The 15,861-nt window shown below is 59.3% G+C and carries 12 protein-coding genes, 2 tRNA genes and 1 pseudogene; all 15 read right to left on the reverse strand.

Going from position 1 to position 15,861, the window contains the following annotated elements:
• Positions 1 to 212: GTP-binding protein (locus tag NK214_RS23850; protein ID WP_253315686.1), on the reverse strand; the 212-nt coding region annotated here is incomplete at its 3' end.
• 76 nt (positions 213 to 288) lie between these two features.
• Positions 289 to 2,385, reverse strand: a complete 2,097-nt coding sequence (fusA, locus tag NK214_RS23855; protein ID WP_107797909.1) for an elongation factor G — start codon at positions 2,383 to 2,385, stop codon at positions 289 to 291.
• Between the two features lie 27 nt (positions 2,386 to 2,412).
• On the reverse strand, positions 2,413 to 2,883 hold the full coding sequence (gene rpsG, locus NK214_RS23860; protein ID WP_019103492.1) for a 30S ribosomal protein S7: 471 nt from the start codon (positions 2,881 to 2,883) through the stop codon (positions 2,413 to 2,415).
• A gap of 109 nt (positions 2,884 to 2,992) precedes the next feature.
• Positions 2,993 to 3,364, reverse strand: a complete 372-nt coding sequence (gene rpsL, locus NK214_RS23865) for a 30S ribosomal protein S12 (RefSeq protein ID WP_019103491.1) — start codon at positions 3,362 to 3,364, stop codon at positions 2,993 to 2,995.
• Positions 3,365 to 3,571: 207 nt separating this feature from the next.
• Positions 3,572 to 7,768 (reverse strand): DNA-directed RNA polymerase subunit beta', encoded by a 4,197-nt coding sequence (gene rpoC, locus NK214_RS23870; protein WP_107797908.1) that lies wholly within the window; start codon positions 7,766 to 7,768, stop codon positions 3,572 to 3,574.
• 54 nt (positions 7,769 to 7,822) lie between these two features.
• Positions 7,823 to 11,998 carry a DNA-directed RNA polymerase subunit beta gene (gene rpoB, locus NK214_RS23875; RefSeq protein WP_253315687.1) on the reverse strand — a complete coding sequence of 1,392 codons (4,176 nt, stop codon included), beginning with the start codon at positions 11,996 to 11,998 and terminating at the stop codon, positions 7,823 to 7,825.
• Positions 11,999 to 12,156: 158 nt separating this feature from the next.
• On the reverse strand, positions 12,157 to 12,528 hold the full coding sequence (rplL, locus tag NK214_RS23880) for a 50S ribosomal protein L7/L12 (RefSeq protein WP_019102910.1): 372 nt from the start codon (positions 12,526 to 12,528) through the stop codon (positions 12,157 to 12,159).
• A gap of 36 nt (positions 12,529 to 12,564) precedes the next feature.
• Positions 12,565 to 13,062 carry a 50S ribosomal protein L10 gene (gene rplJ, locus NK214_RS23885; RefSeq protein ID WP_107797906.1) on the reverse strand — a complete coding sequence of 166 codons (498 nt, stop codon included), beginning with the start codon at positions 13,060 to 13,062 and terminating at the stop codon, positions 12,565 to 12,567.
• A gap of 86 nt (positions 13,063 to 13,148) precedes the next feature.
• Positions 13,149 to 13,223, reverse strand: a tRNA-Thr gene (locus NK214_RS23890).
• A gap of 179 nt (positions 13,224 to 13,402) precedes the next feature.
• Positions 13,403 to 14,098 (reverse strand): 50S ribosomal protein L1, encoded by a 696-nt coding sequence (rplA, locus tag NK214_RS23895; protein ID WP_048416069.1) that lies wholly within the window; start codon positions 14,096 to 14,098, stop codon positions 13,403 to 13,405.
• Positions 14,098 to 14,529, reverse strand: coding sequence for a 50S ribosomal protein L11 (gene rplK / locus NK214_RS23900; RefSeq protein ID WP_048416070.1), 432 nt, complete (start codon positions 14,527 to 14,529; stop codon positions 14,098 to 14,100). The genes rplA and rplK overlap by 1 nt, the downstream gene beginning before the upstream one ends.
• 99 nt (positions 14,530 to 14,628) lie before the next feature.
• Positions 14,629 to 15,162: a transcription termination/antitermination protein NusG gene (gene nusG / locus NK214_RS23905; RefSeq protein WP_048411720.1), complete on the reverse strand. Its 534-nt coding sequence runs from the start codon at positions 15,160 to 15,162 to the stop codon at positions 14,629 to 14,631.
• Entirely contained in the window at positions 15,162 to 15,518 is a 357-nt protein-coding gene (gene secE / locus NK214_RS23910; RefSeq protein WP_107797905.1) for a preprotein translocase subunit SecE, read from the reverse strand. The genes nusG and secE overlap by 1 nt, the downstream gene beginning before the upstream one ends.
• A gap of 68 nt (positions 15,519 to 15,586) precedes the next feature.
• Positions 15,587 to 15,662, reverse strand: a tRNA-Trp gene (locus NK214_RS23915).
• Between the two features lie 10 nt (positions 15,663 to 15,672).
• A pseudogene (gene tuf, locus NK214_RS23920) lies at positions 15,673 to 15,861 on the reverse strand (elongation factor Tu); the annotation flags it as partial.

The raw sequence follows: 15,861 nt of genomic DNA on the forward strand, positions 1-15,861 counted from the left end.
TCGTATTCTACGTGAGCGGTATTAATGGTAATACCACGAGCCTTCTCTTCCGGCGCGCTGTCGATCTGGGAGTAGTCTTTGGCTTCGCCGCCGAACTTCTTGGACAGAATGGTGGTGATAGCAGCGGTCAGAGTGGTTTTACCATGGTCCACGTGACCGATGGTGCCTACGTTTACGTGCGGTTTAGTCCGCTCAAACTTTTCTTTTGCCATTTTGCAAAAATCCTTGATTAAAGAACATTAGATCGGGACTGGCCGAATCGTTAAATCCGGCCAGCCTCAGCGCGCATTACTTGCGGGCGGCCATTACGGCGTCAGCAACATGCTTCGGAGCTTCGGAGTAGTGCTTGAACTCCATGGAGTAGGTCGCACGACCCTGGGTAGCGGAGCGCAGGTCGGTGGAGTAACCGAACATCTCGGCCAGCGGTACTTCGGCCTTGATCTTCTTGCCACCCAAACCATCGTCGTCCATACCCTGAACGATGCCGCGACGACGGTTCAAGTCGCCCATTACATCGCCCATGTACTCTTCCGGAGTTTCCACTTCCACCGCCATCATCGGCTCGAGGATGCACGGACCGGCGCGGCGCATGGCTTCTTTGAATGCCAGGGAGCCCGCCAGTTCGAACGCGATCTGCGAGGAGTCGACGTCGTGGTAGGAACCGAAGGTCAGACGCACGGTAACGTCCACCACCGGGAAGCCGGCGAGAATACCGCTGGACAGGGTGTTCTGAATACCCTTGTCCACGGACGGAATGAATTCACGCGGAATCACGCCACCCTTGATCTCGTCGACAAACTTGTAGCCATTGCCTTCGCCGGACGGCTCCAGGGTAATGACTGCATGGCCGTACTGACCCTTACCACCGGACTGCTTGACGTGCTTGCCGTCAACGTCGGTAACGACTTTGGTAATGGTTTCGCGGTAAGCCACTTGCGGAGCGCCAACGTTGGCTTCAACGCCAAATTCACGCCGCATGCGGTCAACCAGAATTTCCAGGTGCAGTTCGCCCATACCGGAAATAATGGTCTGGCCGGATTCTTCGTCGGTACGCACGCGGAACGACGGGTCTTCCTTGGCCAGGCGGTTCAGGGCAACGCCCATCTTCTCCTGGTCGGCCTTGGTCTTCGGCTCAACGGCAACGTGAATCACCGGCTCCGGGAACTCCATGCGCTCCAGGATGATTTCGGCGTTCAGATCGCACAGGGTTTCGCCGGTGGTCACTTCTTTCAGGCCGATGGCGGCGGCGATGTCGCCGGCACGCACTTCTTCCAGCTCGATACGGTCGTTCGCCATCATCTGCACGATACGGCCGATACGCTCTTTCTTGCCCTTGATGGAGTTCAGCACGGTATCACCGGACTTCACCACACCGGAGTAGACGCGGAAGAAGGTCAGCTGACCAACGTACGGGTCGTTCATCAGCTTGAACGCCAGAGCCGAGAACGGCTCGTCGTCGGAAGCGTGACGCTCGGCCGGCTTGCCGTCGGTTTCACCCGCGATGGCCGGAATGTCGATCGGCGCCGGCAGCAGTTCAATCACGGCGTCCAGCATGCGCTGAACACCCTTGTTCTTGAACGCGGAGCCGCACAGCATCGGCTGAATTTCGCAACGCAGGGTACGCTCGCGCAGGCCGGCGATGATTTCTTCCTCGGTCAGCGTTTCGCCGCCCAAGTACTTGTCCATCATCTCGTCGCTGACTTCAGCAGCGGCTTCGACCATTTTCTCGCGCCATTCTTCGGCCACGGAAACCAGATCGGCCGGGATGTCGCCGTATTCGAATTTCATGCCCTGGGACGCTTCATCCCAGATGATGGCCTTCATCTTCAACAGATCAACCACGCCGGTGAAACCATCTTCAGCGCCGATAGGCACAACGATGGGCACCGGATTGCCGCGCAGGCGAGTCTTCACCTGTTCAACCGCACGGAAGAAGTTGGCGCCTTGACGGTCCATCTTGTTCACGAAGGCGATACGCGGAACTTTGTACTTGTTAGCCTGACGCCATACGGTTTCAGACTGGGGCTGAACGCCGCCCACCGCGCAGTACACCATCACCGCGCCGTCCAGTACACGCATGGAACGCTCTACCTCAATGGTAAAGTCCACGTGTCCCGGGGTGTCGATGATGTTGAAGCGGTGCTCGGGGAACTGCATCCCCATACCTTTCCAGAAGGTGGTCACAGCAGCGGAGGTGATGGTAATGCCACGCTCCTGCTCCTGCTCCATCCAGTCGGTGGTGGCAGCGCCGTCATGAACCTCGCCCAGCTTGTGGTTCACACCGGTGTAAAACAGAATACGCTCGGTAGTGGTCGTCTTACCGGCGTCAATGTGAGCGGAGATACCGATGTTACGGTAACGCTCAATGGGGGTTTTCCTTGCCACGATCTACACCTTAAATAGTGGGTCTGCTTAGAAGCGGAAGTGCGAGAAGGCCTTGTTGGCTTCTGCCATACGGTGCACTTCGTCACGCTTCTTCATCGCGCCGCCACGGCCTTCGGCCGCGTCGAGCAACTCACCAGCCAGGCGCAGGTCCATGGACTTTTCGCCGCGCTTGCGCGCAGCGTCGCGCAGCCAACGCATGGCCAGAGCCATACGACGCGACGGACGTACTTCAACAGGAACTTGATAGTTGGCACCGCCTACACGGCGGCTTTTTACTTCAACAACCGGCTTGGCGTTGGCCAGAGCGGTGTTGAATACTTCCAGGGCATTCTTGCCGGATTTCTTTTCGATCTGTTCCAGAGCACCATAGATGATGCGTTCTGCAACGGATTTCTTGCCATCGATCATGACTACGTTCATGAACTTGGACAGGTCCTGGGAACCGAACTTCGGATCCGGCAGGATTTCGCGCTTGGGGACTTCTCTGCGACGTGGCATGTTACTTCCTTAGATTATTCAGTTGAGCTTTGGCTCATGACTACCCAATGGAGCAGTCACTTACTAGACGACCCTGAGTGTTGATCAGGCCGCCTTGAGTGCAACCCAATTACTTGGGACGCTTGGCGCCGTACTTGGAACGAGCCTGTTTACGGTCTTTAACACCTGCGGTGTCGAGGGAGCCGCGAACGGTGTGGTAGCGAACACCCGGCAAGTCTTTTACACGACCGCCGCGGAGCAGCACTACGGAGTGTTCCTGCAGGTTGTGGCCTTCACCACCAATGTAGGAAATCACTTCGAAACCGTTGGTCAGACGAACCTTGCACACTTTACGCAGAGCCGAGTTCGGCTTCTTCGGAGTGGTGGTGTAGACACGGGTGCACACGCCACGCTTCTGCGGGCAGGCTTCCAGCGCAGGCACCTTGCTCTTCGCCTTGATGGCGACGCGGCCTTTGCGAACGAGTTGGTTAATGGTTGGCATTACTATCAGTTCCTAGTTGAAGCTCTCCAGCGGCAACACGCCGCCAGAAAGGACGGAGGATTATATTTTAGTCAACGTCCTACCGTCAATGAAAACAACGCCGCCCCATCACCTTAACCGTTGATAGGGCAGCGTTTTTTCAACACTTTGCGTCAGGGCCTTCCGAGGCGGGCAATTCCGCCCCTTTCCAGCCAGGACGACTAAGCGTTATTCGTTGCTGTCGAGCGCGTCGGCCGGGGCGATGTCGAAGAACTGAGCTTCGGCCGCTTCCAGCGTATGCTGCGTCGAACCGCGACGGGTGCGGTGGTAAGCCAGGCCGGTACCCGCCGGGATCAGACGACCGACGATCACGTTTTCCTTCAGGCCGCGCAAGTCGTCCTTCTTGCCCATGATCGCCGCTTCGGTCAGCACGCGGGTTGTTTCCTGGAAGGAAGCCGCGGAGATGAAGGAGTCGGTGGACAAGGACGCCTTGGTGATACCCAGCAGCACGTTTTCGTACTGCGCAGGCTCGCGGCCTTCCGCCAGCATCTTGTCGTTCATTTCCAGCGCGTCGGCGCGTTCCACCTGCTCGCCCTGGATGAACTCGGTGTCGCCGCTGTCGGAGATGATCACGCGACGCAGCATCTGGCGAATGATCACCTCGATGTGCTTGTCGTTGATCTTCACGCCCTGCAGACGATACACCTCCTGCACCTCTTGAACGATGTAGCGAGCCAAGGCCTCGATACCCTGCAGACGCAGAATGTCGTGCGGATCCACCGGACCGTCGACGATGGATTCGCCGCGGTTCACCACCTGACCGTCGTGCACCAGCACGTGCTTGTCTTTCGGGATCAGGTTTTCGTAACCGTTGCCTTCCAGATCGGTGATGATCAGGCGCTGCTTGCCCTTGGTGTCCTTACCGAAGGAGATCGTACCGGTCACTTCCGCCAGCATGCCGGCGTCTTTCGGCGAACGCGCTTCGAACAGCTCGGCCACACGCGGCAGACCACCGGTAATATCGCGGGTCTTGGACGATTCTTGCGGGATGCGGGCCAGCACTTCGCCCTTGCCCACTTCCTGACCGTCGCGCACCGTGATAATGGCGCCCACCTGGAAGGTGATCGATACCGAGGCTTCGGAACCGGCCAGCTTCACTTCGTTGCCGTTGTCGTCCAGCAGCTTCACCAGAGGACGCAGCATCTTGGACTGCGAACCGGCGCGGCGCTTCGGATCGATCACCACCAGCGTCGACAGGCCCGTCACTTCGTCGGTCTGCTTGGCTACGGTGTTGCCCTCTTCCACGTTTTCGAACTTCACGCGGCCAGCGTACTCGGTGATGATCGGACGGGTGTGCGGGTCCCAAGTGGCCAACACGGCGCCCGCCTTGATCACCAGACCGTCGGTGACCATCAGGGTCGCGCCGTACGGCACTTTGTGACGCTCGCGCTCACGGCCCATATCGTCGTGGATCACCACTTCGCCGGAGCGGGTGATGACGATCAGCTCGCCCTTGGTGTTCGCCACATAGCGCATCTGACTGGAGAAGCGCACGGTGCCGTTGGACTTGCCCTCCACCTGGCTGGCGGCCGCGTTTCGCGACGCCGCGCCACCGATGTGGAAGGTACGCATGGTCAGCTGGGTGCCCGGTTCGCCAATGGACTGGGCGGCGATCACGCCGATGGCTTCGCCGGCGTTGACGCGCTTGCCGCGCGCCAGGTCGCGACCATAGCACTTGGCGCACAGGCCGTAGCGGGTGTCGCAAGTGATGGCGGTACGCACCTTCACTTCGTCGATGCCCAAGCTGTCCACCACGTCCACCAGATGCTCGTCCAGCAGGGTGCCGGCTTCGATCACGGTCTCGCCGGTGGACGGATCCACCAGGTCGATCGCGGCCACGCGGCCCAGGATGCGGTCGCGCAGCGGTTCGATCACGTCGCCGCCTTGCAGCACGGCCTTCATGGTGAAGCCGTTGCTGGTGCCGCAATCGTCCTCGATCACCACCAAGTCCTGGGTCACGTCGACCAGACGACGCGTCAGGTAACCGGAGTTCGCGGTCTTCAAAGCGGTATCCGCCAGACCCTTACGCGCACCGTGAGTGGAAATAAAGTACTGCAGTACGGTCAGGCCTTCGCGGAAGTTCGCGGTAATCGGCGTCTCGATAATCGAGCCGTCCGGCTTGGCCATCAGACCCCGCATGCCGGCCAGCTGCTTGATCTGAGCGGCGGAACCCCGCGCGCCCGAGTCGGCCATCATGTAAATGGAGTTGAAGGATTCCTGATCGACTTCCTTGCCTTCGCGGTCCAGCACCTTCTGCTTGGACAGCTCGTCCATCATCGCCTTGGCGATCTTGTCGCCGGTGCGGCCCCAGATGTCCACTACCTTGTTGTAGCGTTCGCCCTGGGTGACCAGACCTTGACGGTACTGCTCTTCGATCTCTTTGACTTCCTTCTGCGCGTCGGCGAGCAGGTCGACCTTCTTGGCCGGGATCTGCATATCGTCCACGCAAATGGAGATGCCGCCGCGAGTGGAGTAGGCGAAACCGGTGTACATCAACTGGTCGGCGAAGATCACGGTATCGCGGATGCCGCAACGGCGGAACGATACGTTGATCAGCTTGGAGATTTCCTTCTTCTTCAGTGCCTTGTTGATGTGCTCGAACGGCAGGCCTTTCGGCAGGATGTCGGACAGAATGGCGCGACCCACGGTGGTGTCGTAACGCTTGATCACCGGCTGGAACTCGCCCTGCTCGTCTTTTTCCCACTCGCGCAGACGCACGGTGATGCGCGTCGCCAGCTCAACCTGACGGGTTTCGTAGGCGCGATGCACTTCCTTGGTGTCCGCAAACACCATGCCTTCGCCCTTGCCGTTCACCTTATCGCGGGTCATGTAGTACAGACCCAACACGATATCCTGCGACGGCACGATGATCGGGTCGCCGTTGGCCGGGGACAGCACGTTGTTGGTGGCCAGCATCAGGGTGCGGGCTTCCATCTGCGCTTCCAGCGACAGCGGCACGTGAACGGCCATCTGGTCACCGTCGAAGTCGGCGTTGAACGCCGCGCAGACCAGCGGGTGCAGTTGGATGGCCTTGCCTTCGATCAGCACCGGCTCGAACGCCTGGATACCCAGGCGGTGCAGCGTAGGCGCACGGTTCAGCAGTACCGGATGCTCGCGGATCACGTCTTCCAGGATGTCCCAGACTTCCGGCACTTCCTGCTCGACCAGCTTCTTGGCCGCCTTGATGGTGGAGGCCAGGCCCATCACTTCCAGCTTGTGGAAGATGAAAGGCTTGAACAGCTCCAGCGCCATTTTCTTAGGCAGGCCGCACTGATGCAGACGCAGGGTCGGGCCCACGGTAATCACGGAACGACCGGAGTAGTCCACGCGCTTACCCAGCAAGTTCTGACGGAAACGACCGCCCTTGCCCTTGATCATGTCGGCCAGCGATTTCAGCGGACGCTTGTTGGCGCCGGTCATCGCCTTGCCGCGACGGCCGTTGTCCAGCAGCGAGTCAACCGATTCCTGCAGCATGCGCTTCTCGTTGCGCACGATGATGTCCGGCGCGCGCAGTTCCAGCAGGCGCTTCAGACGGTTGTTACGGTTGATCACGCGGCGATACAGATCGTTCAGATCGGAAGTCGCGAAGCGACCGCCGTCCAGCGGCACCAGCGGACGCAGTTCCGGCGGCAGCACCGGCAGCACTTCCAGGATCATCCATTCCGGCTTCATGCCGGAACGCTGGAAGGCCTCCAGCACTTTCAGGCGCTTGGAGATCTTCTTGATCTTGGTGTCGGAGCTGGTGGCCTTGAGTTCGGCGCGCAGGGTCTCGATCTCGCTGTCCAGGTTCAGCTTCTTCAAGAGTTCCTTGACCGCTTCGGCGCCCATCATGGCGACGAACTCTTCACCGTACTGGTCTTCCTTGTCCAGGAAGTCCTCTTCGGTCAGCAGCTGACGGTATTGCAGCGGGGTCATGCCCGGATCGGTCACCACGAACGCTTCGAAGTACAGCACGCGTTCGATGTCGCGCAGCGTCATGTCCAGCACCATGCCCAGACGCGACGGCAGCGACTTCAGGAACCAGATGTGCGCGGTCGGGCTGGCCAGCTCGATGTGGCCCATGCGTTCGCGACGCACCTTGGACAAGGTGACTTCCACGCCGCACTTCTCGCAGATCACGCCGCGATGCTTCAGGCGCTTGTACTTGCCGCACAAGCACTCATAGTCCTTCACCGGTCCGAAGATGCGCGCGCAGAACAGGCCGTCGCGCTCCGGTTTGAAGGTACGATAGTTGATGGTTTCAGGCTTTTTTACTTCACCATAAGACCAGGAACGGATCTTGTCAGGCGAGGCGATGCCGATCTTAATCGCATCAAACTCTTCTTCTTGCGTAACTTGCTTAAAGAGGTCGAGCAGAGCTTTCATTGCGTCTCCAGTCAGGGGACAGGCGCGGCGGCTTGCCGCGCCCATTCAACCCAATCAATAACGTTCCAGGTCCATGTCGAGGCCGAGCGAACGGATTTCCTTCACCAGCACGTTGAAGGATTCCGGCATGCCGGCATCGATCTTGTGCTCGCCCTTGACGATGTTCTCGTACACCTTGGTACGACCGGTCACATCGTCCGACTTCACGGTCAGCATTTCCTGCAGGGTGTAGGCGGCGCCGTAAGCTTCCAGCGCCCAAACCTCCATCTCACCGAAACGCTGGCCGCCGAACTGGGCCTTACCGCCCAGCGGCTGCTGAGTCACCAGCGAGTACGGGCCGGTGGAACGCGCGTGCATCTTGTCGTCGACCAGGTGATGCAGCTTCAGATAGTGCATCACGCCCACGGTGACCTTGCGGTCGAAGGCTTCGCCGGAGCGGCCGTCGTACAGGGTCATCTGGGTCTTGGACTCATTAAAGCCCATTTTCTCGGTCAGCGGGTCCGCATCCGGGTAGGCCAGATCCAGCATGTGCTTGATCTCGGTCTCCTTGGCGCCGTCGAACACCGGCGTCGCGAACGGCATGCCCTTGCGCAGATTGTCCGCCAGGGCCAGCACTTCGTTGTCGCTCAGCGAGGCGATGTCCTCGACCTTGCCCGCTTCGTTGTAGATGCGCTCCAGATAGCCGCGCACCAAGGAAGCGTTCTGCTGATCCTTGATCATGCGGTCGATGCGCTCGCCGATACCCTTGGCGGCCCAACCCAGATGCACTTCCAGGATCTGACCGATGTTCATACGCGACGGTACACCCAGCGGGTTCAGCACGATGTCGACCGGACGGCCGTCGCCCATGTAAGGCATGTCTTCGATCGGCAGGATGCGCGATACCACGCCCTTGTTGCCGTGACGGCCGGCCATCTTGTCGCCGGCCTGCAGGCGGCGCTTAACGGCCAGGTAAACCTTGACCATCTTCTGCACGCCCGGCGGCAGCTCGTCGCCCTGGGTCAGCTTGCGCTTCTTGTCTTCGAACTTGAGGTCGAATTCTTCGCGCTTCTGCGCCAGACTTTCCTTGATCAGCTCCAGCTGCTTGGCGATATCTTCATCGGCCATGCGGATGTCGAACCAGTCGTGCTTGGACGGCAGATCGGCCAGGTATTCCTGATCGATCACAGTGCCTTTCACCAAACGCTTCGGACCGCCGTTGGCCACTTTGCCGACGATCAGACGCTCGATACGGCTGAAGGCGTCGTTATCGAAAATACGCAGCTGGTCGTTCAGGTCCAGGCGATAGCGCTTCAGTTCCGAATCGATGATGGACTGGGCGCGCTTGTCGCGCTCAATACCTTCGCGGGTAAACACCTGAACGTCGATCACGGTGCCCACGGTGCCGGTCGGCACGCGCAGCGAGGTGTCCTTCACGTCGGAAGCCTTCTCGCCGAAGATCGCGCGCAGCAGCTTCTCTTCCGGGGTCAGCTGGGTTTCACCCTTAGGCGTCACCTTGCCCACCAGCACGTCGCCGGCTTCGACTTCGGCGCCGATGTACACGATGCCGGATTCATCCAGACGGCCGGCCATGCGCTCGGACAGGTTCGGGATGTCGCGGGTGATTTCCTCGGGGCCCAGCTTGGTGTCGCGGGCAACCACGGACAGTTCTTCGATATGGATCGAGGTGTAGCGGTCTTCGGCGACCAGCTTCTCCGAGATCAGGATCGAGTCCTCGTAGTTGTAACCGTTCCACGGCATGAAGGCGATGGTCATGTTCTGACCCAGCGCCAGCTCGCCCAGATCGGTGGAGGCGCCGTCGGCCACCACGTCGCCGCGGGCGATGTGGTCGCCCACTTTCACCACCGGACGCTGGTTGATGTTGGTGTTCTGGTTGGAGCGGGTGAACTTGGTCAGGTTGTAGATGTCCACGCCCACTTCGCCGGCAACGGCTTCTTCGTCGTTGACGCGAACCACCACGCGGGTCGCGTCGACATAGTCGACCACGCCGCCGCGACGCGCCACCACGGTGGTGCCGGAGTCAACCGCCACCGAGCGCTCGATACCGGTGCCCACCAGGGCTTTTTCCGGACGCAGGCAAGGCACGGCCTGGCGCTGCATGTTGGCGCCCATCAATGCGCGGTTGGCGTCATCGTGTTCCAGGAATGGAATCAGCGAAGCGGCGACGGACACCACCTGACCGGTGGCCACGTCCATGTACTGTACGCGGTCCGGAGTCGCCAGAATGGTTTCGCCCTTCTCGCGGCAGGTCACCAGCTCGTCGATCAGCGCGCCTTCTTCGCTCAACTCGGCATTGGCCTGAGCAATCACGTAGCGGCCTTCTTCGATCGCGGACAGGTAGTCGATCTCGTTGGTGACCTTGCTGTCCACTACCTTGCGGTACGGGGTTTCCAGGAAGCCGAACTCATTGGTGCGCGCATAGACGGACAAGGAGTTGATCAGACCGATGTTCGGGCCTTCCGGCGTTTCGATCGGGCACACGCGGCCGTAGTGGGTCGGGTGTACGTCGCGCACTTCGAAGCCGGCGCGTTCGCGGGTCAAACCGCCCGGGCCAAGAGCCGATACGCGGCGCTTGTGGGTGATTTCCGACAGCGGGTTGGTCTGGTCCATGAACTGGGACAGCTGCGAGGAGCCGAAGAACTCCTTGATCGCGGCGGACACCGGCTTGGCGTTGATCAGGTCGTGCGGCATCAGGTTGTCGGATTCCGCCTGATTCAGGCGTTCCTTGACCGCGCGCTCCACGCGCACCAGGCCGGCACGGAACTGGTTTTCGGCCAGTTCGCCCACCGAACGCACGCGACGGTTGCCCAGGTGATCGATATCGTCCACTTCGCCGCGGCCATTGCGCAGCTCGGTCAGGATGGCGATCACGGACACGATGTCTTCAGTCGACAGCGTGCCTTCCATCACATCGCGACGCTCGGCGAACTTCTCGCCGATCAGCACCTTGAACCACTCAGGGGTCTTGTCGTCGAATTTGTACTGGTAGGTGCGCGAGCTGAACTTCATGCGGCCCACGCGCGACAGATCGTAGGTTTCTTCGCTGAAGAACAGACGCTGGAACAGCGCTTCCACCGCGTCTTCCGTCGGCGGTTCGCCCGGACGCATCATGCGGTAGATGGCCACGCGGGCCTGCAGCTGGTCCTGGATGTCGTCGGCGCGCAGCGTCTGGGAGATGTAGGAGCCCTGATCCAGATCGTTGGTGAACAACACTTCCACCTGCTGGATATCGGCCAGCGCCAGCTTGGCCAGCACTTCCTCGGTCACTTCGTCGTTGGCGCGCGAAATCAGCTCGCCGGTGTCGGCGTTGGCGACGTTGTGCGCCAGCACCTTGCCCAGCAGCGCGTCGGCCGGCACTTCGATGCGGTCCAGCTCAGCGGTCTGGATGTCGCGGATGTGCTTGGCGGTAATACGCTTGTCCTTGGCCACGATCAGCTTGCCGTCGGCGGCAACGATGTCGAACTTGGCCACTTCGCCCTTCAGACGATCCGGAACCACGCGCATGAACACGCCGCTCTTGGTCAGGTAGAAGGTGTCGAAGCTGTAGAACTCGGACAGGATTTCTTCGTTGGTGTAACCCAGCGCCTTCAGCAGGATGGTCACCGGCATCTTGCGGCGACGGTCGATACGGAAGTACAGCAGGTCTTTCGGGTCAAACTCGAAGTCCAGCCAGGAACCGCGGTAAGGAATCACGCGGGCGGAGAACAACAGTTTGCCGGAGGAATGAGTCTTGCCGCGGTCGTGCTCGAAGAACACGCCCGGGGAACGATGCAACTGAGAAACGATGACGCGCTCGGTGCCGTTGATGATGAACGAACCATTGGTCGTCATCAGCGGGATTTCGCCCATGTACACTTCGTTCTCGCGCACTTCCTTCACCACCGGCTTGGAAGACTCTTTGTCGAAGATGGTCAGGCGGATGCGCGCGCGCAACGGAGCGGCGTAGGTAATGCCGCGCAGCTGGCACTCCTGCACGTCGAACGGCGGCTCGCCCAAGACGTAATGAGCGAAGTCCAGACGCGCATAGCCGTTATGGCTGATGATCGGATAGATCGATTTGAACGCAGCCTGAAGGCCCACATCCCTACGCTGGTCAAGCGGCACACCCAACTGGAGAAATTCGGTGTAGGAATCAATCTGGGTCGCCAACAGGAATGGGACATCGAGAACACTGGCACGCTTCGCAAAACTTTTACGAATACGCTTCTTCTCAGTAAACGAATAACTCATAGAGTCTCCATCGAGGTGGGGTGGCGCAAGCAAGAAACCAAAAGTCAGCAGCCACGCTCAATAATTGCTGGCTTTTACCTTCTTCGTTTCGGCCAACTACAAGCGCAATAAGGCTGGCGGATTTCTCCGCCAGCCTCACCCTCTTTTTTCAAAGAAGATTATTTGATTTCAGCCTTAGCACCGGCTTCGGTCAGCTGTTTCAGGATGTCGTCGGCTTCAGCCTTCGCCACGCCTTCTTTCAGGGCTTTCGGAGCGCCGTCAACCAGGTCTTTGGCTTCTTTCAGGCCCAGACCGGTGATTGCGCGCACAACCTTGATCACGCCAACCTTGTTGTCGCCAGCGCCAGTCAGGATAACGTCAAACTCGGTTTTTTCTTCAGCGGCAGCAGCGCCGGCGCCAGCCGGGCCAGCAACAGCAACAGCAGCGGCGGAAACGCCGAACTTCTCTTCGAACGCCTTAACCAGGTCGTTCAGTTCCATCACGGTCAGACCAGCAACGGCCTCGAGGATGTCTTCTTTGGTGATTGCCATGTGAAAATCTCCTGAATTCTATAAGAATCAAATAAGTTAAGCGGCTTCGGCTTGCTTCTTGTCGGACAGGGCGGCCAGCGCGCGGGCGAAGCCAGCGACCGGAGCCTGCATAACGTAGAGAAGCTTGGACAGCAGTTCTTCGCGGCTCGGGATGGACGCGAGCTCAGCAACCTGAGCGGCGTTCAGCACCTGGCCATCGTAGGAACCTGCTTTGACGATGATTTTGTCGTCAGCCTTGGCATATTGATGCAGCACCTTGGCAGCAGCTACCGGGTCGGTGGAAACAGCGTAAACCAGCGGGCCGACCATTTGGTCAGCCAGACCGGCAAACGGAGTGCCTTCCACAGCACGGCGAACCAGCGTGTTCTTCAGAACGCGCAGGTATACGCCATTCTCGCGCGCCTGAGCGCGGAGTTTGGTCATGCTGCTTACCTCGATGCCCCGATATTCAGCGATAACGAGGGTCTGAGCGTCTGCCAGCGTGGCAGATACTTCAGCTACGACCGCCTTTTTATCTTCGATATTGAGACTCAAGGTCTACCTCCTAGACTGAAATGAAGCGAAAGGATTTTCGCTTCGCTTTGCAGCGGCGACCTACATCAGGAGACATCATAAAGAACTGGTGCTCATGGGCGGAATTGAACCGCCGACCTCTCCCTTACCAAGGGAGTGCTCTACCCCTGAGCTACATGAGCTTGAACTTTGTTCAGAAGCCTGTTTCGGGTACACCATCTGCGTAGGGTGCGGACTTCCATACCGGCAAATCTGCGATTAAGCCTTGCGGCGCCTACGGTCTTTGACAACCTGGCAAGCGAACTTGCCAGCCCAAAGCCTTGGCGAGGCGGCGAACCGCCCCGCCAAACTCAAACAGCGATTAAGCGCTGATCGAGTTGGTATCTACACGAGCGCCGACACCCATGGTGCTGGATACGGCGATCTTTTTCAGATACACGCCCTTGGAAGCTGCCGGCTTGGCTTTCACCAGGGCATCAACCAGAGCGGAGAAGTTTTCACGCAGGGCTTCGGCTTCGAAAGAAGCGCGGCCGATGGTGGCGTGAACGATACCGGCCTTGTCGGTACGGTACTGAACCTGACCGGCCTTGGCGTTTTTCACAGCCTCGGCTACGTTCGGGGTCACGGTACCCACCTTCGGGTTCGGCATCAGGCCGCGCGGGCCCAGGATCTGACCCAGCTGACCCACAACGCGCATGGCGTCCGGGGAGGCGATCACGATGTCGAAGTCCAGATTGCCGGCTTTAACCTGCTCGGCCAGATCGTCGAAACCAACGACTTCCGCGCCAGCGGCTTTAGCGGCTTCAGCGTTCGCGCCTTGAGCGAACACGGCAACGCGTACGGACTTGCCGGTACCGCGCGGCAGAACCACGGAACCACGAACCACTTGGTCGGATTTACGCGGATCCACGCCCAGATTCACGGCCACGTCGATGGACTCGTCGAATTTGGCGGTGGCGGCGGCTTTCACCAGGGAGATCGCTTCGTCGATAGCGTACAGCTTGTTGCGATCAACGCCAGCCTTCAGAGCTTGCAAGCGCTTGGAAACCTTAGCCATTACACGCCCTCCACTTCCAGACCCATCGAACGGGCGGAGCCGGCGATGGTGCGAACAGCGGCGTCCAGATCGGCAGCGGTCAGATCCGGCTGCTTGGTCTTGGCGATTTCTTCCAGCTGAGCGCGAGTCACTTTACCCACCTTGTCGGTATTGGCCTTGGCCGAACCGGACTTGATGCCAGCAGCCTTCTTCAGAAGAATGGTGGCCGGCGGGGTCTTCATCACGAAGGTGAAGGACTTGTCCGCGAATGCGGTAATCACTACGGGAATCGGCAGACCCGGCTCAACGCCTTGGGTCGCGGCGTTGAACGCCTTGCAGAATTCCATGATGTTCAGACCACGCTGACCCAGGGCCGGACCGATCGGCGGCGACGGGTTGGCTTTGCCAGCGGGCACTTGCAGCTTGATATAGCCGACAATTTTCTTTGCCACGATTAAACTCCTAGTTTGGGTATAGCGCGAGCGTCAACTCGCTTCCCGACGAAAGCGCAACAGTATACACGCTTAAAAAAAGCTTGCCAAGAGGCAGGCTTACAACTTCTCAACCTGACTGAATTCGAGCTCAACCGGGGTGTCGCGGCCAAAAATCTGCACCGACACGCGCAGCTTGTTGCGCTCGTAGTTCACTTCGTCGACCGAACCGTTAAAGTCGTTGAACGGGCCGTCGATAACACGCACCTTCTCGCCCACTTCGAACAACACCTTCGGCTTCGGCTTTTCCACGCCCTCTTGCATCTGCTGCATGATGGCCTCGACTTCCTTCTTGGAAATCGGCGCCGGGCGGTTGGCGGTACCGCCAACAAAACCGGTTACTTTCGGTGTGCTCTTGACCAGATGCCAGGTATCGTCGGTCATTTCCATCTCGACCAACACATAGCCCGGGAAAAACTTGCGCTCGGTAATGGAGCGACGACCATTCTTGACGTCGACGACCTCTTCCACCGGCACCAGAATTTGACCAAATTGATCGGCGACATGAGAACGCTCGATGCGCTCGCGCAACGCCTTTTGCACGCTTTTTTCAAAGCCAGAATAAGCGTGAACCACATACCAGCGCATTGCCATTATTTACCTCGACCGAGAATCACATCATAAAACAACCAGGACAGACTGGAGTCCACCAACCACATGAACAAGGCCAGCACCAGCACGAAAACAAACACCATGCCGGTCATCTGCATCGCCTCTTTGCGAGTGGGCCACACCACCTTGCGAGCCTCGACCAGAGACTCGTTGGCGTAGGTGACGAAACTCTTGCCCGGCTGCGACAGCCAAACCGCCCCAACCGCCAGAATCACGCCGGCCACAAACGAAAGCGCGCGCAAAATACCCTGGTCCGCCGGAATCATGTAAAAGCCGACGATACCGGCCGCCACCAGCAAACCGGCCAGCGCCAGCTTGATTTTATCTTGCATTTCCATGTCGATATCTTCTCTTGCGCGTATGCGACAAAAGACCAACCGGCGCACAAGCGCCGGCTGGTCTTAATTGGCAGGCCAGGAGGGTCTCGAACCCCCAACCCTCGGTTTTGGAGACCGATACTCTACCAATTGAGCTACTGGCCTTTAAACCTGATTAAGCGATGATCTTAGCTACCACACCGGCGCCGACGGTACGACCGCCTTCGCGGATGGCGAAACGCAGACCATCTTCCATGGCGATCGGAGCGATCAGCTCAACAGTGATCTCCACGTTGTCGCCCGGCATTACCATTTCCACGCCTTCCGACAGGGTAACGGCGCCCGTTACGTCGGTGGTACGGAA

The sequence above is a fragment of the Chromobacterium sp. S0633 genome (assembly GCF_024158805.1).
Classification (GTDB): Bacteria; Pseudomonadota; Gammaproteobacteria; order Burkholderiales; family Chromobacteriaceae; genus Chromobacterium.

Excerpts from the sequence above, each read along its gene's own strand:
- rplA (WP_048416069.1), bottom strand. The coding sequence starts at position 14,098 with ATGGCTAAGGTTTCCAAGCGCTTGCAAGCTCTGAAGGCTGGCGTTGAT.
- rpsG (WP_019103492.1), bottom strand. The coding sequence starts at position 2,883 with ATGCCACGTCGCAGAGAAGTCCCCAAGCGCGAAATCCTGCCGGATCCG.
- secE (WP_107797905.1), bottom strand. The coding sequence starts at position 15,518 with ATGGAAATGCAAGATAAAATCAAGCTGGCGCTGGCCGGTTTGCTGGTG.
- rplL (WP_019102910.1), bottom strand. The coding sequence starts at position 12,528 with ATGGCAATCACCAAAGAAGACATCCTCGAGGCCGTTGCTGGTCTGACC.
- rpoC (WP_107797908.1), bottom strand. The coding sequence starts at position 7,768 with ATGAAAGCTCTGCTCGACCTCTTTAAGCAAGTTACGCAAGAAGAAGAG.
- rpoB (WP_253315687.1), bottom strand. The coding sequence starts at position 11,998 with ATGAGTTATTCGTTTACTGAGAAGAAGCGTATTCGTAAAAGTTTTGCG.
- nusG (WP_048411720.1), bottom strand. The coding sequence starts at position 15,162 with ATGGCAATGCGCTGGTATGTGGTTCACGCTTATTCTGGCTTTGAAAAA.
- rpsL (WP_019103491.1), bottom strand. The coding sequence starts at position 3,364 with ATGCCAACCATTAACCAACTCGTTCGCAAAGGCCGCGTCGCCATCAAG.